Raw genomic sequence first — 17823 nt, 5'->3', positions numbered from 1 at the left:
TCCGTGGCAATCCAGGAATAATGATTTTGTAATTTGATGTCACGTAGGGACGGACCGGTTTTGTCCATGTCCATGAGGGCTCGTCCGTGTTTGTTGATGACTTATCTTTCAGTGACGTTCTTGCTCAGAATCATATTGAGAATAAAGCAAATCGGCGATGTCCTTGGCTGAAAGCTCTCCGAGTACCAAGTCTCTGATTGCGTCGGCCAGTAGATCGTTGTCCTGGTTGATTTCGAAATCATGTAACGATAAATATTCCAGAGCAATGGCCAGAGAAGTGCGTTTGTTCGCATCTGGCAAGGCATGGGAATTTGCGATGACTTCAGCATACAGGCCAGCAATTTCAAAGACGTCATCGAGACCGTTGTAGTGAATGGCTGTCTCTATTCTGCCTAATGCCCCCTGCAATTTTCCTGTATCTACCGGGCCTTTGTGTCCCGGTTCAGTTTGTAAAATACAGGTATTGACTTCTATCACCCGTTCGAACGGGATCAGAATAATCTCCATGGTTACATGTCAGCCAGTTTGGCGAAGGTTTTGGCGTGTTTTTTGAGTACTGAACGGGTTTCAGCTTGAATGATTTTCTTGCCTTCTTCACCACTCAGGTCGAGCTGGCGGTCGGCTTTGATTTTGGGGCGTTGAACTGGTTTCACACCGTAACGAGCAATTTTTTCGTTCATCACAATTACCTCATTAAGAACAATGAGTATGGAGCGGCAGTAAAAATGTGTCCAGAAATAACAAAGCTTGCATTGGCGTATTCAGAATGATGTAACGGTAGGGAGCGGCGCTGTCCATGTCCATCAGGGTTCCGTTTGTTACCGCAGGATAAAGCGCAGAATATAAGGACAGCCACGGAGGACGTCCCTATATCCGTGGCTGTTGCTTTGTATCAGTCTTCGTAATTTTCAATCGCCGGACAAGAACAAATCAGGTTGCGATCACCATACACATCATCTATCCGGCCAACAGACGGCCAGAATTTATGCGCGCCGAGCTGGTGGGTTGGGTACACCGCCTGTTCACGGCTGTAGGGGCGATCCCAGTCTCCAATCGTGACGATTTCGGCGGTGTGCGGGGCGTTTTTCAGCGGGTTGTTGTCGGCGTCGAGTTCGCCCCGTTGAATGGCGTCGATTTCAGCTTTAATGGCGATCATGGCATCGGCGAAGCGGTCGATTTCGGCCTTGGACTCGGATTCCGTCGGTTCGATCATAAAGGTACCAGCCACCGGGAATGACATGGTGGGGGCGTGGAAGCCGTAGTCCATCAGGCGTTTGGCGATATCGACTTCGGTGATGCCGCTGGCGGCCTTGATCGGGCGCAGGTCAACGATGCATTCATGGGCGACGCGGCCGTTCTGGCCGGAGTACAGAATCGGGTAGTGGTCACTCAGGCGCTGGGCGAGGTAGTTGGCTTTCAGCAGGGCGTTCTGGGTCGCCAGACGCAGGCCGTCACCGCCCATCAGGGTGATATACATCCAGCTGATAGGCAGAATGCTGGAGGAGCCATAAGGAGCGGAAGAAACCGCGCCATTACCTTGAGCAGCGTTGTCTATCGGCCGTACGGTATGGTTGGCCACAAAGGGTGCCAGTGCCGCGGTCACGCCAATCGGGCCCATGCCGGGGCCACCGCCACCGTGTGGAATGGCGAAGGTTTTATGCAGGTTCATATGGGTGACGTCAGCGCCGATAAAGGCGGGCTGGGTGATGCCGACCTGGGCGTTGAGGTTGGCGCCGTCCATGTAGACCATGCCGCCGTTGGCGTGGATCAGTGCGCAAATTTCCTTGACGCCCTGCTCGTAAATTCCGTGGGTCGATGGATAGGTCAGCATCAGACAGGAGAGCTGGTCTTTTAGCTCTTCGGCTTTGGCTTTGAGATCGTCGAAGTCAACGTTGCCCTGGTCGTCGCAGTTGGTCACAACCACACGCATACCCGCCATTTGGGCGGAGGCGGGGTTGGTGCCGTGGGCAGAGCGTGGAATCAGGCAAACGTTACGATGCCCGTCGCCGCGGCTTTCGTGGTATTTGCGGATGGCCAGCAAGCCGGTGTATTCACCTTGGGCACCGGAGTTGGGCTGCATGCAGATGGCATCAAAGCCGGTAATGGCTTTGAGGTAGTCGTCCAGTTCGCCAATCATGGCTTCATAGCCCTGGGTTTGGGAAGCTGGCGCGAAGGGGTGGATATTGGCGAATTCTGGCCAGGTCACCGGGATCATTTCGGTGGTGGCGTTGAGCTTCATGGTGCAGGAGCCGAGGGTGATCATGCTGTGGTTCATGGCCAGATCCTTGGACTCCAGCCGCTTCAGGTAGCGCAGCATGTCGTGTTCGCTGTGGTACTGGTTGAAGGTCGGATGCGTCAGGAAGTCGCTGGTCCGGGTCAGCTCGGCCGGAATGGATGAGCGGCCTTGAGCGGCGCTGGCGACAATGTTGGCATCGAGGGCGTATACATCCAGGCCGTGATTCTGGTTGCCGAGAATAACGTCGAACAGCTGTTCGATGTCGGCAGCGCTGGTTTTTTCACTGATGGTGACGCCGAGTGTATCGGCTGGCTGACCGGCATGGGTTAATCCCAGTGCGGCGTCGTCACGGAGGTTGAGTTGTGCGGCTTCTGCGCGGGCCAGTACGGCGGCGCGGTCGTTGACACGCAGGGTCAGAGTGTCGAACCAGCTGCTGCTGGCAAGTGTGACCCCAGCGGTTTGAGCGGCGTCTGAAGTCAGTCCGGCGGCAAGGATATCGGTTAGCCGATGGATACGGGCAGCGATGGTTTTCAGGCCTTTGGGACCGTGATAAACCGCGTAGAACGACGACAGGTTAGCCAGTAAGACCTGGGCGGTACAGATATTGGAGTTGGCTTTTTCGCGGCGAATATGTTGCTCGCGGGTTTGCAAGGCCATACGTAATGCCGGTTTGCCCTGGGCATCGATAGAGACGCCAATAATCCGGCCAGGAATGGAGCGCTTGAAGGCATCACGGGTGGCAAAAAATGCTGCGTGTGGGCCACCAAAACCCATGGGTACACCAAAGTGCTGGGCGTTACCGAGAACAATGTCGGCTCCCATTTCGCCGGGAGCTTTCAGCGCCACCAATGCCATCAGGTCGGTGGCCACGGTGGCCATGGCGTGATTGGCATGCAGAGCATCGATGATGGTGGTGAAGTCACGCACGTCACCCTGTTTGCCGGGGTATTGGAACAGGGCACCAAAAACGTCGGCGCTGGCGGCATCGTCGGCGGGGCCAACCAGAATATCCCAGCCAAAGGCGGCGGCGCGGGTTTTGACTACGTCGATGGTCTGTGGCAGGCAGTTTTCATCAATAAAGAAGGTGTTGGATTTGTTTTTCTTGACCGAGCGTTTGGACATGGCCATGGCTTCGGCGGCGGCGGTGCCTTCATCCAGCAGGGAGGCGTTGGCCAGTTCCATGCCGGTCATATCGATGATCATTTGCTGGAAGTTCAGCAGCGCTTCGAGGCGACCCTGGGCTATTTCGGGCTGATAGGGGGTGTAGGCGGTGTACCAGCCTGGGTTTTCCAGCACGTTGCGCAGAATCACTGGCGGCATCAGGGTGTCGTGATAGCCCAGCCCGATGTAGCTTTTGAAGACCTTGTTCTGGGTGGCGAGACGGCGCAGGTAGTTCAGCGCTTCAAACTCTGTCTTGCTGGGGGCGATGTCCAGAAAGGGGGGGCGCAGAATGTCGGCCGGGACAATTTCAGCCGTAAGTGCATCGATGGAGTCGGCGTTTACAGCGGCAAGCATGGCGGCGGCTTCTGATTGATCCGGGCCGGTGCCGTTGGAGGCGATATGGCGACCGACAAAAGCGTCGTGTTGTTCCAGCTGTTGCAGTGACAGAGTTTGTGTCATTGAGAAGTTACCCTCAGTAAAAGCAAAGAACCCCTGAAGGGTCAGAGGTTCGTCTGGTGTGTCAGCCGGGTGTATAAGTCACGCTATGTGCTCATACATCCGATGCATACCTTGTATTTATGTGTCGATTGGCAGAGGCCGCAGGCGACCGATCGGTATGGATACAGCAAAACAGACTGTATCGATCGATTGTCATCTGGCGGTCTGAATCGGTATCCTGCAAGAGATGTTAATGGGTGCAGTAGGGTCGCAAGCCCGCGTTACCCTGTTGCACCGGTTAATGCACTATCACAGCCACAGCTCAGCTTTCGCATGCGGCGGTGTAGGCCGCGGCGTCCATCAGGCCATCGAGGTCAGCGGCGTTGGCCAGTTCCATTTTGAAGAACCAGGCTTCACCGTATGGGTCTTCGTTGGCTTTTTCCGGCGCATCGACCAGGTCTTCGTTAACGGCGATGATTTTACCGGCCAGTGGTGCATAGATATCGGAGGCGGCCTTGACAGACTCGACCACTGCGCATTCGGCATCGGCATCGAATTCGGCATCCACTTCGGGTAATTCAACAAATACCACGTCACCCAGTGCTTCCTGGGCAAAGTCGGTAATGCCGATGGTCACCGTGCCGTCGGCTTCGATGCGCACCCATTCGTGAGAAGCGACGTATTTCAGATCTGAGGGTACATTGGCCATTGGTTTTCTCCAGGCTTCGGCATTGCCAGTGTGGCGCTAAAACGTGAGAGCCGATAACGGTTACTGGTGTAAACCGTGTCCGACTCGCCGTTTTGCCCGTCCATAAAAGGATAACGCGGGCGGTTGACCGTACTGTTGCAACACCAGTGAGTGAGTTGTTAAAAAATCATCAGGTAGATAGTTTACTGCGTATTGTCGTCGGGAGAATTGCCTGGGGCAATGCTCCCGTCAGACGTTAGTCTTTATTCGCAGACTTTTTTGCCGTTACGTACAAAGGGCAGCTTAACGACTTTGGCGGGGACCTGCTTGCCTCGAATGTCTACCAGGCAATGATCGCCGGTGGCTTTCGGCACCCGGGCCATGGCGATGGAGCATTCCAGCGTTGGTGAGAAGGTACCGGAGGTGATTTCGCCTTCGCCCTGACCGTCTGTGCCAAGGTCGACAATCACTTTCTGGTGCGAACGCATAATGCCGCGACCTTCCAGAATCAGGCCAACCAGCTTGGTGGGTACGCCTGCGGCTTTTTCAGCTTCCAGCGCTGCCCGGCCAATAAAGTCGCGGCTGGCCGGTTCCCAGGCAACCGTCCAGGCCATATTGGCTTGCAGCGGGCTAACGGTTTCGCTCATGTCGTTGCCGTACAGGTTCATGCCGGCTTCCAGACGCAGGGTGTCACGGGCGCCCAGTCCACAAGGTTGGACATCGGCTTCCAGCAGCGATTGCCAGAAGGCGGCAATTTCGGCGTCGGGCACCATGATTTCGAGACCGTCTTCACCGGTATAACCGGTGCGGGCGTAAAACCATTCGGCCTGCCCCCGGCCCTGGAAGACTTTCAGGCCATCAATGGCGGTGGCTGCTTCCGGTTTGACCAGCTTGACCTTGGCGATGGCTTGTGGCCCCTGGATGGCGAGCATGGCCAGTTCCGGGCGTTCGGTAAGGCAGATATTGGAAAAACCATGCAGGTTTTTTTCCATCCACTCCAGATCCTTGGCGCGAGTAGCGGAGTTGACCACCAGGCGATAACCGCTGTCGGCTTTATAGACGATCAGGTCGTCGATCACGCCGCCATCCTGATTCAACATGCCACTGTAGAGTGCCTTGCCTTTTTCCTGCAGGCGCGAGACATCGTTGGCCAGCAGTTTTTGCAGGTAATCGGTGGCGTCGGAGCCAGACAGATCAACAATAGTCATATGCGATACATCAAACATACCAGCGTGTTCGCGAACGGCCTTGTGTTCGACGATCTGGGAACCATAGTGAATCGGCATTTCCCACCCGGCGAAGTCTACCATCTTGGCATTGGCTTCCAGGTGTTTTGCATACAATGCAGTACGTTTGGCCATGGAGCGTCCTGTTGTCACATGTTGTGGGATTTACCCGCCAGTTACAGGTAATAAAGTACTGATCTGGTCGGTAAAAAATGGCCGGACAGTATACAGCCTTGCCACTGTACGCGCAGCAGTTGCACGGAGAATGTTGAGCGCCTGAAATCCGGTCGGGCAACAGAATTGGCTGGCGATTGGGGGAATACGGCTGCAGGAACTGACTGAAAAGAGCGAACAATGAGAAAAAAAATTCCTTTTTATGCAGAAAAGGCAGGAGTTTTTTGACCTATTTGAATATCGGTTTATTAAAAATATTATAAAAATCAATAGCTTATGTTTTGGCCCGAATACTGCTTTGTCGGAGGATACAAATACAATAATGCCCGACATCGGAGAATACCGAATGAACACCTTCAAAAAGCTCACGCTTGTTTCCGCCCTGTCCCTGTCTTTTATTGCTCCTGAAGTAATGGCCGACACCACCTGGAATGTATCACTGTGGGGTAAACGACGCGCCTTTACTGAAAACGTAGAGAAACTGGCCGAACTGGTTGAGCAAAAAACCAATGGCGAGTTCAAAATGAATATTTCCTATGGCGGCTTGAGCAAGGCCAAGGAAAACCTCGATGGCATTTCATTCGGTGCATTCGAGATGGCGCAGTTCTGTGCGTTTTATCATGCCGGTAAAAACCCGACCATCACGGTGAACGAATTGCCGTTCTCGCAAGATGTCTCGCTGGCTCGCGTGGCTGAAATCTACACCAAGGTGTATCAACATCCCATCGTCAAGAAAGACATGGCCCGCTGGAACGCTACCTTGCTGATGCCAACACCGCTGCCGCAGTACAACCTGGTGGCGAAAGGCGATGTGCTGACCAAGCTGGAAGATTTTGACGGTCAACGGACCCGTGGTCCGGGTGGCGTACTGGAAGTGTTGACGCAATTTGGCGCGATCAAAACCGGTGTGCCGTTCAGTGAAGTGCGTCAGTCGATGGATTCCGGTGTGATTGATGCTGCCGCCTTTGCTCCCCACGCACACCTGGCGACCAATACCACCAATATCGGTACCTGGGCGACCACCAACCTGAACCTGGGTTCTGGTGATTGTCCGGTGGTTATGAATACCGAAGCCTTTGAAGACCTGAAACCTGCTTACCGCAAAGTCTTGCTGGAATCCGTGCCAGAAGCGATGGCGTATTACGTGGAAAACTACAACACCAATGCGGTTGCCGGTTACGAAAAAGCCTTGCAAGAGCACGAGGTAACCAAGGTGACCTTTACGCCAGCGCAAACGGCCATGCTGGATAAAGTCGCTGAGCTGGTACGTAAGGATTGGGTGCTGAAATACGAAAAACAATTCGATTCCCAAGCCTTGCTGGCATACACCACCGGTTTGTTCAAAGGCGAATAAGTACCTTTTGAAAGGGCCGGGTTCCCGGCTCTTTTTTTCCCCTGATGATTTTTTTGCAAAGAGAGTCTGACCATGTCTGCAAGCGCGACCGTTCTGGTCGATCAATCTGTATTAAGCCGGGCTGACCAGCTTTATTATCGGCTGGAGTCTCTGCTGTCGTTATTGGGAGGCTGCGTCATTTTGATGCTGGTGTTTATGGCGGTGGCCAATATTCTGGGGCGCTGGTTTTTTGACCTGCCTGTGAGTGGTTACATCGACTGGGTAGAGCAGGGAATGGCCTTTATGGCGTTTCTGGGGCTGTCGTATACCCAGCGTGATGGTGGTCATATCCGAATGGATATTCTGATTGGTCAATTGAAGGGTCGCTGGTTGTGGGCGGTGGAATTGTTCACCGTGCTGGTGATGCTGGTGTTAAGTGTATTGCTGATGTACGGCTCGTATAAACACTTTAACCGTGCATTTGTGAATGGTGATACCTCGTTTGATATTGGCCTGGTGACCTGGCCTTCCAAGCTGGTGGTGCCGATTGCTTTGGGGCTGCTGTGTTTGCGTCTGATTCTGCAAGCCTGGGGGTATAGCCGTGCGCTGATTTCCGGCTCTCCGAATCCGGTGGCCGTGCCTCTGGTTGAAAGCGCGGCGGTGGTTGCGGCTCGTGAAGCGGCAACGGTGGCTTCGGCTTCATTCGATATTGATGAAAATACAAACCCTGAACAAGGGAAGGACCGAGTATGAGTTTATGGGAAACCATGTCTGCCATGGACCCGATCTCGATCGGTCTTTGGGTAACTGGCGTTATGCTGTTGTGTGTCATCCTGGGGTTGCGGGTGGCATTTGCTGCTGCACTGGCTGGATTTCTGGGCTTGTTGTGGATTTTTTCGGCCCGTCTGGGGTTTGAAAAAGGTTTTGAAGTAGCCATTAAAATGGCCGGTACCATTCCGCATTCAAAGGTATCGTCACTGGCGCTGTCGTTGATTCCCACTTTTATTCTGATTGGTTTTCTGGCCTATCACGCCGGGCTGACCCGGGCGCTGTTTGATGCCGCGAAAAAATGGCTGGGCTGGTTGCCAGGCGGTATGGGGGTTGCCACGGTATTTTCGACCGCCGGTTTTGCGGCAGTGTCGGGTGCATCGGTAGCCACGTCGGCGGTATTTGCCCGTATCGCGGTACCGGAAATGCTCAAGCTGGGCTACGACAAACGCTTTGCGGCGGGTGTGGTTGCGGCGGGTGGAACGCTGGCATCGTTGATTCCACCGTCTTCTATCCTGGTGATTTACGCCATTATTGTGGAGCAGGATGTTGGTGCCTTGCTGATGGCCGGTTTTATTCCGGGCATGGTATCGGCGTTTATTTATGGCGGTCTGGTTATCTTGCTGGCGTTGACCAATAAAAAGCTGGGGCCACCGGTGACCGGCTTTACCTGGAAAGATCGTTTCGCCACGCTGCCGGGCGCATCACCGATTCTGTTTGTTGTCGGTATCATTGGTATCTGTGTTTACGGCGGTGTTGGTACACCGACTGAAGCCGGTGCTCTGGGTGCGTTTGTGATCTTGCTGATGGCCTTGCACAAGGGCATGAAGCTGAGCCAACTGAAAGATGCGCTGCTGGAATCTGCCAAGCTGACAGTCATGATTTTCACCATCATCTGGGGTGTCTTGCTGTACGTGCGCTTCCTCGGCTTTGCCGATTTGCCGTCGGCGTTCTCCGATTGGCTGGTCGGTCTTGACCAGAGCCCGATGCTGACCCTGGTGTTTATCCTGTGTGCTTATGCGGTGCTGGGGATGTTTATGGATGCTATCGGCATGCTGCTGCTGACCCTGCCGGTCGTGTATCCTGCGGTGATGGCGTTGAACGGTGGCCCTGATGTTGCGGCGGTGGATTCGGCCTTTGGTGTGTCCGGGGTAGGCTGCGCCATCTGGTTCGGTATCATTGTGGTGAAAATGGCGGAGCTGTGTCTGATTACGCCGCCGATTGGTCTTAATTGCTTTGTGGTGGCGGGGGTTCGTCCTGAGTGTTCGGTTCAGGATGTCTTCCGCGGCTGTACACCTTTCTTTGTGGCGGATGTCTTCACGATTATCGTGTTGATCGCTGCCCCCGGAATTGTGTTGTGGTTGCCGGGACTGATGGGCTACGCGTAAGCTGGCGGGCCTGCACTCCGGCAGCGGCAGCTGCCGGAGTTTGCTATCAACCGAGTACTGGCTACTGTGAACGTTTCTTCTGCTGCGGCTGCTGAAAACCCATTAACCTCGTCTGTTTTTGCACCGGTTGGACGGCGCTGGTTATGGATGGTACTGGCGCTGATTACGCTGGTGACTCTGGTTTTCTATTTCCTGAAAATCGCTTCTGTTTCGGCCGACAATCGCCGTTCGGCCGCCGTCTTTGAGCAATCATTACGGGCCTCGATCGATCAGTTTGAATACCTGCCTGCCTTGCTGGCGCGCAATGAGAAAATAATTGCTCATTTGCGTTCAGCCTATTCCGAGTCCACGTTGGACGACCTCACGACCAACAATGAGCTGGCCTTTTCGGCCCGTCGTTCCGGTGCTGATATTGTGTATGTGTTGCGCCCGGACGGACGGGTGACAGCGGCCAGCAACTATCAGGATAAAATCGGCAGTTTTGTGGGCCATAATTATGGTTTTCGGCCGTATTTCGCCCGTGTCATGGCGACGGGAGAGCGGCAGTTTTATTTCGCCAAAGGCATGACCACCGGGATACCGGGCTTTTTTATATCCTCACCGGTACGGGTTGATGATCGTATTATCGGTGTGGTGGTGGTCAAGCTGGAATTGGCCAGCTTGCTCGACAGTTGGGAGAGCAGTCATGACCGGGTGCTGGTGAGTGATGCCAATGGTGTCATTATCCTGGCGTCGGACAGCCAGTGGCTCTATCGACTGTTAGCACCGTTGCCGATTCGAAAATTGAATCAGGTGTATCGCGAGCGCCAGTTTCCGGAAGAAAATCATGAACTGCTGTTTCAGCCTGACCCCTTCTTGTCGATGTTGCCAACGGGAGGAGCGGACTACTGGAAAGTGGATGGTAAAACCTGGCTGGTGGATCATTTTCCTGTGAATGGTACCGACTGGACGCTGCATCATGTGGTCAGTCACCGGCAAATACTGTTACCGACGCTGGCGTGTTTTTTTATTGTCAGTTTGCTGGGCTGTTTCTGGTATTTGCTGATGCGGGAGCGGCAGAAAAAGGCCGTTTACAGTGCCAAAGTGCGCCAGACAGAAATTCGTCGCCGTGAAGACTTGCAGCGCTTGATCGATCATATTCACATCGGCGTGCTGGTATTCGACGGCGAAGGCTGCATTACCTCGATGAACGACTATGCCGAAAACCTGTTGCTGGCCGGTGCTTCCTTTAATGAAAACGGCGTCGCCAATGTAGTGGATTTACTGCGCTTGAAATCCCTCGACGGGCTCGACTCGTACCTGGTCGATTTGCAGCGCACGCCGCAGTATTTTGAAACCTGGACACGTATTGGCGAATCGCCGGTGCCGGTAATGTTTGCGTTGGCCCGGGTGGATTACGATAACAGCGAGCATTACCTGATGACGCTGATCAATATTGTGCGGCGCAAGCGGGCCGAAGAACAGCTGGTCAAGCTGAATGCGTCGCTGGCATCCACTGTTGACGAACGGACACGTGAACTCAAGGTGGCACAACAAGAGTTGTTGCAAAAGAGCAAGGCGGCAGCGCTGGGGAATATGGCGGCCACCATTGTGCACGAGCTGAGCCAGCCACTGGCGGCGATCAACAGTTCCGTGGCCGCCATTGAGGGCAAGGTCAAGCGTGAAAACTGGTCCGGGGCGATGGAATCCGCCGCCCGGTTAAAACCTCTGGGCAGCAAGATGCGGGACGTGATCCAGTTACTGAAGAGCTTCAGTTACGATGACAGCAATCATATTGGCCTGCTGGATGTGGCGACCCTGATTCAGCAAATGCTCGACTTGCATCACGATCAATGGCAAGAGCGCGGGATCCAGATTGAATTGATCGATCGGCTGGTGGCTCCGGCCAACCGGGTAAACATGAGCGCTATCAAGTTTGATCTGGCGGTTTCTAATCTGCTGAAAAATGCCATGGAGGCCTTGGAAAAAACCGCATCGCCCCGGATTCGGGTTGAGTTAAGTGCAACAGCCAGTCATATTCAGTTGGTGGTGGAAGATAATGGCGGTGGTTTGGATGATGCGGTTATGGAGCATCTGTTCAGCCCCTGGTTCACCACCAAGGAAGTGGGTAAAGGCGTTGGTCTCGGGTTGTCGATTGTGTATGAGATTGTGCAACAGCAACACGGGGATATTCATGCTGAGAACATCAGTCATGATGGGGCTGAAACCGGTGCCCGCTTTACCCTGCAATTGCCTTTGGCTGTTCCCTGACAATAACAAAGAAGCTGTTCAATGACCGATACTGAAGCGTCGCCACTGAGTGCGGCCGATATTGAAATTGTGATCATCGACGACGACGAAGATGTGCGGATCAATACGTCCGACCTGTTATCGGTCGAGTATCAACGTATCAGTACCTATGCCTCGCCGGCCGCTTTGCTGAAACGGCTGACGGTGAATCAGCCAATGGTCATTCTGACCGATTTGCGTATGCCCGATGCCGACGGCTTTGAGTTTGCCTGTCAGGCACTCAAAATTGACCCGGATTTGCCGGTTATTCTGATGACTGGGTATGGTGATATCTCCATTGCCGTCGATGCCATGAAGCAGGGCATTACGGATTTTGTCGAAAAACCCTTTGATACCGATTATCTGCTGGCAGCGGTACAAAAAGCCGTGGATAAGCGTCTTCATGCCCTTAACTTATTACAAGCTCATCAGTCATTGGAAAATGGTGCCGCCATCGAACAGGTGATCGTCGGGCAATGTCAGGCCATTCATCGCTTGCGCAGCGATGTCCTGCAGTTTGCGCCGATGGATATTCCCGTGATGATTTATGGGGATACCGGAGTTGGTAAAGAGCTGGTTGCGCGCTCGTTGCATCGCTTCAGTCGTCGCTCAAGCGGACGGTTTGTTGCTCTCAACTGCGCCGCCATTCCCGAGCAACTGGCAGAGGCCGAATTGTTTGGCCATGCCAAGGGCGCGTTTACCGACGCCGGCAGTGCCCGTACCGGCAAACTGCAACACGCCAATGGCGGCACCTTGTTTCTGGATGAAATCGAAAGTCTGCCATTGACGACTCAGGCTAAGTTGCTGCGGGCGTTATCCGATCAGTTGATTACCCCGCTTGGTTCCAATCAGGAAATTGCCATCGATTGCCGGGTGATCTCGGCGACCAAGGACGAGCTGCGTAATAACCCCGCTTTTCGTCAGGATCTGTTTTTTCGGCTGCAAGTGGCGGAGTTGCGTATTCCGGCATTAAAAGACCGGGAAGGGGATATCCAGCGGCTGTTTGAGTATTACGCGCATCAACAGTGCGACAATTTTGGTACCGATTATCGGCTGGCTGATTCTCACACCCGTCAGGTACTGCTGCAATATTCCTGGCCGGGTAACGTTCGGGAGCTGATCAACGTTGCTACCCGTTATGCCATCCGGGGTTGTCGACATATCGAAAACGCCATCGAACTGGATACCAACAATACCTTTGATGTAGGCGCAGGGGAGTCGTTAAAAGATATGGTGCAAGCCTACGAAGAAAAGCTGATACGTTCCAAGCTGGCGGAACATAACGGCAAGGTAGCAGCGGTGCTGGAAGACCTGTGTATTGAGCGCCGTACCTTCAACCAGAAACTCAACCGTTACGGCATTAACACCCAGGATTATCGCGATTGAGAGAGGCTGTCATGGGCGGCATCCAGATCGGGCTGACAGCCACCAAAACAGCCGGGATAGTCTGCTGCTATCAAAGGCATGGGAAAAAGTAATCGTTCGATCTTTTCATTCAAACACCGGTTTGACCGTGTCTTGGCGTGGCGTATGATCCCAGCATCATTTTGATACACGGCCGATCACGGCTGAGATGTTCAATACAAATGGAGTGAGAAATATGAGCGTACTGGTAGGTAAGCAAGCCCCTGATTTTACAGTTCCAGCCGTACTGGGTGATGGAACCATCGTTGATGAATACAACTTCGCCGAAGCTACCAAGGGCAAATACGCCCTGGTGTTCTTCTACCCGCTGGACTTCACCTTTGTATGCCCATCCGAGCTGATCGCTCTGGACAAGCGTATGGCAACGTTCAGCGATCTGGGTGTTGAAGTGATTTCCGTATCCATCGATTCTCACTTCACTCACAACGCATGGCGTAACACAGCCATCGATAACGGTGGTATTGGCGAAGTCAAATACACCATGGCGGCTGACGTAAGCCACGCCATCTGTAAAGCATACGACGTTGAAACCGCTGGTGGTGTGGCGCTGCGTGGTGCTTTCCTGATCGACAAGGAAGGTATGGTACGTGCGGCTAACATCAATGACCTGCCACTGGGTCGTAACATTGATGAGCTGGTACGTCTGGTTGAAGCGCTGCAATTCCACGAAGAGCACGGCGAAGTTTGCCCTGCTGGCTGGAGCAAAGGCGATAAAGGCATGACGGCTTCTCCGGAAGGTGTTGCCAAGTATCTGTCTGAGTCTGCTGACGGTTTGTAATCTTGCATTAAGCTGGACTACACCTGATTGAAAGTGCCGGGTTGCCGTGAGGTTACCCGGCATTTTTATGGGCGCTGGTTAAGCGAATCACGGTGATTTTGCAGCTTTGAATTTCCTGGGGCCGGCTCCGTCCTGCGTCCGTTGTGCCAAATCCGTCTGTGTCCGTTGAACCGGTTTTGCCGTATTACCGATGTATCCCCACACCACTGCCAACTGGCTCCCAATAACGGACGAAGATTGTCATAATTGTTGATTCTATTGGCTGTCAGGTATTTTTTGGGCTTATCTCCTTTATCGGTCGTATTTTTCAGTTGATTAAACTGAAAAAATAGCGAATTCGAAGCCATTTACCAAACCAATTCTTTTACTTTACTGCGCATCAATTGATGCTCAAATATCCACTGAAGGCTATTGATTTTTGACTGCTGGACAGTGAGGCAAGGGGCGTTGTTTGAATTTTAATAATGTAATCAAGGCGGAGCATAAGTATGGATGTATTAACCAGTTGGGTCGGTGCTATCAACGGTGTGGTCTGGGGGCCAATGATGTTGGTGCTGATTCTGGGAGTGGGGCTGTTTTTGCAAATAGGCTTGAAACTGGCACCTATTTTTAAAATTGGAGCCGGGTTCAGCTTGCTGTGGCAGGGGCGTCAGGCCAACGAAGAAGACAGTCAAGAAGGCGATATCTCTCCTTTCCAATCCTTGATGACGGCGATGTCCGCAACGGTTGGTACCGGGAATATTGCCGGCGTTGCCACGGCTGTTTTTCTGGGCGGGCCTGGTGCCTTGTTCTGGATGTGGTGTACCGCGCTGGTCGGGATGGCGACCAAGTTTTCCGAAGCGGTACTGGCAGTGAAGTATCGCGAAGTGGATGAACAGGGCAATCATGTTGGTGGCCCCATGTATTACATCAAGAACGGACTGGGTGCCAAATGGGCCTGGATGGGCACCGCTTTTGCGGTTTTTGGTATGGCCGCCGGTTTTGGTATTGGTAATACGGTGCAGTCCAACTCGGTCGCAGCGGTACTGGAGAGCAACTTTGCTCTGCCGAGCTGGATAACCGGCTTGATTCTGATGGTGTTGACAGGCGCTGTACTGTTGGGTGGCATCAAGCGTATTGGCTCGGTTGCCGGTGCTTTGGTGCCATTAATGGCGATCGGTTATTTGTGTGCAGGGTTGGCGGTATTGATCGTGAATGTCGAAGCCATTCCCGCCGCGCTGGGCCTGATTATGCAGTATGCCTTTACCGAATCGGCTGCTGAAGGGGGCTTTGCCGGTGCGGCGGTTTGGGCTGCGATCCAGTTTGGTGTGGCGCGAGGAGTGTTCTCTAACGAAGCGGGTCTGGGCTCTGCGCCGATTGCCCATGCAGCCTCACAAACGACCGACCCGGTTCGTCAGGGCCTGATTGCGATGCTGGGAACATTTCTGGATACCATTATTATTTGTTCGATTACCGGTTTGGCGATTGTGACCTCTGGTTTGTGGACTTCCGGAGAGTCCGGTGCGGCGTTGACATCGGCAGCCTTTGCTCAAGCATTACCTGGTGTTGGTAATTATCTGGTGGCGATTGCGCTGGCGGTGTTTGCCTTTACCACAATTCTGGGCTGGAGCCTGTACGGCGAACGCTGTGCAGAATATTTGTTTGGGGTGAAAGCGATTATGCCATTCCGGATTGTCTGGATTCTCAGTGTGCCGGTTGGTGCCCTGATCAGCATGGATTTTGTCTGGTTGTTGGCGGACACTCTCAATGCCTTGATGGCGATTCCAAACCTGGTGGCTTTGGCATTGCTGAGCCCGGTGGTCTTCCGTCTGGCCCGTGAGTACTTTAACAGCACAAACAGCACAGCAAAGTAACCTGACTTGCTGGCTGGCCGTTGCCAGCCAGCTGCTGTGCTTGACCGGTTGATAAAAGCGATGCCTGACTTGTGTCTGATTCAATCTGATGGCGTGAGTCAGGTTGATGCTCTGGTTTATTTGGATGCCAGGGTTGAGCCTCTGCCGCATTGGGTAACGCCCGTTTCCCGCGGGTGTAAATCCTGAATAAACCAAAATACGTATTTTATTGATCTGTCTCACAGGAGCCCCGGGAACAGTACCGAAGTACAGGATGGCAATTAAACACGACTGCATACACTGGATGGATTCCATCGTTTCCCGTCTCTATCAGGAGTGTTGTTATGAAAAAGTCATTGGGTTCTGTGCTATTGTGTGCCGCTACTCTGGCTGCGTCGCTGGCGAATGCCGGGGATGACATGCGTGCCGCTCAAGGCCAGGTAGTCTTCGCGCAAAACTGCCATGCGTGTCATTCAGAAGATTCCAGCAAAAATACCTTTGGTCCAAGCCTGACTGGCGTTGTTGGACGTCAGGCTGGCTCCTTGCCGCGCTTTGCGTATTCGGATGCGCTGCGGGCTGCGGGGTTTAGCTGGACAGAAGAGAAGTTACGGCTCTGGGTGCAGGATAACGAAGCCTTGGTACCCGGTACCCGTATGCGTCATGTCGCGATTACCGACAAGGCCGAGCAGGATTACCTGATTGCTTATTTGAAAACGCTGTAAGGTTGTCTGAGCAAAATGCGCATCCCTGCCCCAGGTGGGAATGCGCTGTATCCGTGGGGCTGAGCTGGTGTATCCATCTGCTCTGGTTACTGTTTGTTTTGCCGGGGTCTCTCCGCCCTGATGTTTCACTCTGCCTTATCCCAAACTGAATTTATGGGAACCTCTGCCGAACCGGGGTATCGCATTCTATGTGTCATGAGTGCCGGTACTGACCTGTGTGAGGCCCGGATTATTTTTATTCTGAGTATTGTCGAGGTGGTTTTACCATGCTGTTAGGTACCCGCTTGTTTGAGTATAAAACTGCGGTCGCCCTGTTGTTTTCGGGCATTTTTCATTTGATCGCATTGCTGCTGGTGTTTCTTGCGGTCAGTGATTTTTTCTCGGGAGTCGGGAATCCGGAAATTGAGTTGATTACTCATGTTATCAAGTCGATCAATAACCTGGTGATTGCCCTCGCCATGTATGAACTCGGTGTTGGGGTCGGCAAGGAATACACTGCGGATGAGCAAGGGGAAAGTGTTTTTGTCAGTGTGCGCCGTACGATTTCGCGTTTTGTTGGTACCGTGTGTATTGCTCTGGTGCTGGAAGCGCTGATTATGATCATCAAATACAGCCAGCTGGAATTGGCCGGTAATCTGTATTACCCGGTTGCGATTCTGGTGGCCTGTTCCTTGTTGCTGGCATCGTTGGGGGCTTTTCTGGCCCTGACGCGGCGGGTATGTGAAGAAGACCAGTCAAGCTGCGACCAACAGCATGCCCTGGCCAATAAAAAAGCCGCGGCCAATGTGACAGCCAGTGCCACAGCCGATACTGCGGCTGTGGGCAACACCACGACTGGCGTTGCCCAGCCTGTCTGAGCCGGTGTGAGTAATCACTGGGTTTTAGCATAACGCCGCGGCCACACCGCAAGCGACCGGTCAATCGGACGATCGCTTGCCGCCTTCCTTGGGAAGGCAAGGCACAAGGTTTATTTACAGCTCGATCGGGAAATCCGGTGTTTTTTCGATCAGTTCGATCTTGTAGCCATCCGGATCTTCAACAAAGGCAATCACGGTTTTGCCTCCGGCAACCGGGCCGGCTTCGCGGACAATATTGCCACCACTGGCGCGGATTTTTTCACAGGCCTCTGCCGCGTCATCCACTTCCAGTGCAATATGGCCGTAGGCGGTGCCGAGATCGTATTCACTTTGGCCCCAGTTATAGGTCAGTTCCAGTACCGTGCCTTCACTCTCGGGTTGATAACCCACAAAGGCGAGGGTGTACTGATATTCCTGGTTATCGTTCTGACGCAGCAAGTCCATGCCCATCACTTGGGTATAAAAATCGATGGAACGTTGCAGATTTCCTACTCGCAACATGGTGTGCAGCATTCTCATGGGGGCCTCT

General features: G+C 53.4%; 15 protein-coding genes. 9 read left to right on the top strand and 6 right to left on the bottom strand.

The features are described from left to right. Window positions 1–108: 108 nt before the first annotated feature. The 5 genes from Q8W32_RS04410 to gcvT all read right to left on the bottom strand — a co-directional run bounded on the left by Q8W32_RS04410 (window position 109) and on the right by gcvT (window position 5884). Window positions 109–507, bottom strand: a complete 399-nt coding sequence (locus Q8W32_RS04410; protein ID WP_305413860.1) for a type II toxin-antitoxin system death-on-curing family toxin — start codon at window positions 505–507, stop codon at window positions 109–111. Between the two features lie 2 nt (window positions 508–509). Next, on the bottom strand, window positions 510–680 hold the full coding sequence (locus Q8W32_RS04405) for an acetyltransferase (protein ID WP_305413859.1): 171 nt from the start codon (window positions 678–680) through the stop codon (window positions 510–512). 212 nt (window positions 681–892) lie between these two features. Continuing rightward, window positions 893–3856 (bottom strand): aminomethyl-transferring glycine dehydrogenase, encoded by a 2964-nt coding sequence (gene gcvP / locus Q8W32_RS04400; protein WP_305413858.1) that lies wholly within the window; start codon window positions 3854–3856, stop codon window positions 893–895. A gap of 301 nt (window positions 3857–4157) precedes the next feature. Beyond that, entirely contained in the window at window positions 4158–4544 is a 387-nt protein-coding gene (gcvH, locus tag Q8W32_RS04395) for a glycine cleavage system protein GcvH (protein WP_303432970.1), read from the bottom strand. A 242-nt stretch (window positions 4545–4786) separates the two neighbouring features. Continuing rightward, window positions 4787–5884 (bottom strand): glycine cleavage system aminomethyltransferase GcvT, encoded by a 1098-nt coding sequence (gcvT, locus tag Q8W32_RS04390; RefSeq protein WP_305413857.1) that lies wholly within the window; start codon window positions 5882–5884, stop codon window positions 4787–4789. Window positions 5885–6269: 385 nt separating this feature from the next. Here gcvT and dctP point away from each other — a divergent pair, with 385 nt between their 5' ends. The 9 genes from dctP (at window position 6270) to Q8W32_RS04345 (ending at window position 17294) form a co-directional block, all read left to right on the top strand. After that, a complete protein-coding gene (gene dctP, locus Q8W32_RS04385) occupies window positions 6270–7277 on the top strand; it encodes a TRAP transporter substrate-binding protein DctP (protein ID WP_303432967.1) in 1008 nt (335 codons plus the stop codon). Between the two features lie 72 nt (window positions 7278–7349). Further along, a complete protein-coding gene (locus Q8W32_RS04380) occupies window positions 7350–8009 on the top strand; it encodes a TRAP transporter small permease subunit (protein WP_303432966.1) in 660 nt (219 codons plus the stop codon). Continuing rightward, window positions 8006–9412, top strand: a complete 1407-nt coding sequence (locus tag Q8W32_RS04375; protein WP_303432964.1) for a TRAP transporter large permease — start codon at window positions 8006–8008, stop codon at window positions 9410–9412. Before Q8W32_RS04380 ends, Q8W32_RS04375 begins: the two co-directional genes overlap by 4 nt. 66 nt (window positions 9413–9478) lie before the next feature. Next, entirely contained in the window at window positions 9479–11662 is a 2184-nt protein-coding gene (locus tag Q8W32_RS04370) for an ATP-binding protein (protein ID WP_303432963.1), read from the top strand. Window positions 11663–11683: 21 nt separating this feature from the next. Then, window positions 11684–13066 (top strand): sigma-54 dependent transcriptional regulator, encoded by a 1383-nt coding sequence (locus tag Q8W32_RS04365; RefSeq protein ID WP_303432962.1) that lies wholly within the window; start codon window positions 11684–11686, stop codon window positions 13064–13066. Between the two features lie 214 nt (window positions 13067–13280). After that, entirely contained in the window at window positions 13281–13883 is a 603-nt protein-coding gene (locus Q8W32_RS04360; protein WP_303432961.1) for a peroxiredoxin, read from the top strand. A gap of 488 nt (window positions 13884–14371) precedes the next feature. Next, window positions 14372–15736 (top strand): sodium:alanine symporter family protein, encoded by a 1365-nt coding sequence (locus tag Q8W32_RS04355; protein ID WP_305413856.1) that lies wholly within the window; start codon window positions 14372–14374, stop codon window positions 15734–15736. A 323-nt stretch (window positions 15737–16059) separates the two neighbouring features. After that, window positions 16060–16437 carry a c-type cytochrome gene (locus Q8W32_RS04350; RefSeq protein WP_303432958.1) on the top strand — a complete coding sequence of 126 codons (378 nt, stop codon included), beginning with the start codon at window positions 16060–16062 and terminating at the stop codon, window positions 16435–16437. Between the two features lie 266 nt (window positions 16438–16703). Further along, window positions 16704–17294: a hypothetical protein gene (locus Q8W32_RS04345; protein ID WP_303432957.1), complete on the top strand. Its 591-nt coding sequence runs from the start codon at window positions 16704–16706 to the stop codon at window positions 17292–17294. A 114-nt stretch (window positions 17295–17408) separates the two neighbouring features. Here Q8W32_RS04345 and gloA read toward each other — a convergent pair whose 3' ends face one another. Next, window positions 17409–17813: a lactoylglutathione lyase gene (gene gloA / locus Q8W32_RS04340; RefSeq protein WP_303432956.1), complete on the bottom strand. Its 405-nt coding sequence runs from the start codon at window positions 17811–17813 to the stop codon at window positions 17409–17411. Between the last annotated feature and the right edge of the window lie 10 nt (window positions 17814–17823).

The sequence above is a fragment of the Oceanobacter sp. 3_MG-2023 genome (assembly GCF_030688925.1).
GTDB lineage: Bacteria > Pseudomonadota > Gammaproteobacteria > Pseudomonadales > Oceanobacteraceae > Oceanobacter.
The sequence above is the reverse complement of the archived record's forward strand: the minus strand, read 5'-3'. Positions and strand labels throughout refer to the sequence as shown.

Excerpts from the sequence above, each read along its gene's own strand:
- Q8W32_RS04410 (WP_305413860.1), bottom strand. The coding sequence starts at position 507 with ATGGAGATTATTCTGATCCCGTTCGAACGGGTGATAGAAGTCAATACC.
- Q8W32_RS04405 (WP_305413859.1), bottom strand. The coding sequence starts at position 680 with ATGAACGAAAAAATTGCTCGTTACGGTGTGAAACCAGTTCAACGCCCC.
- gcvP (WP_305413858.1), bottom strand. The coding sequence starts at position 3,856 with ATGACACAAACTCTGTCACTGCAACAGCTGGAACAACACGACGCTTTT.
- gcvH (WP_303432970.1), bottom strand. The coding sequence starts at position 4,544 with ATGGCCAATGTACCCTCAGATCTGAAATACGTCGCTTCTCACGAATGG.
- gcvT (WP_305413857.1), bottom strand. The coding sequence starts at position 5,884 with ATGGCCAAACGTACTGCATTGTATGCAAAACACCTGGAAGCCAATGCC.
- dctP (WP_303432967.1), top strand. The coding sequence starts at position 6,270 with ATGAACACCTTCAAAAAGCTCACGCTTGTTTCCGCCCTGTCCCTGTCT.
- Q8W32_RS04380 (WP_303432966.1), top strand. The coding sequence starts at position 7,350 with ATGTCTGCAAGCGCGACCGTTCTGGTCGATCAATCTGTATTAAGCCGG.
- Q8W32_RS04375 (WP_303432964.1), top strand. The coding sequence starts at position 8,006 with ATGAGTTTATGGGAAACCATGTCTGCCATGGACCCGATCTCGATCGGT.
- Q8W32_RS04365 (WP_303432962.1), top strand. The coding sequence starts at position 11,684 with ATGACCGATACTGAAGCGTCGCCACTGAGTGCGGCCGATATTGAAATT.
- Q8W32_RS04360 (WP_303432961.1), top strand. The coding sequence starts at position 13,281 with ATGAGCGTACTGGTAGGTAAGCAAGCCCCTGATTTTACAGTTCCAGCC.
- Q8W32_RS04355 (WP_305413856.1), top strand. The coding sequence starts at position 14,372 with ATGGATGTATTAACCAGTTGGGTCGGTGCTATCAACGGTGTGGTCTGG.
- Q8W32_RS04350 (WP_303432958.1), top strand. The coding sequence starts at position 16,060 with ATGAAAAAGTCATTGGGTTCTGTGCTATTGTGTGCCGCTACTCTGGCT.
- Q8W32_RS04345 (WP_303432957.1), top strand. The coding sequence starts at position 16,704 with ATGCTGTTAGGTACCCGCTTGTTTGAGTATAAAACTGCGGTCGCCCTG.
- gloA (WP_303432956.1), bottom strand. The coding sequence starts at position 17,813 with ATGAGAATGCTGCACACCATGTTGCGAGTAGGAAATCTGCAACGTTCC.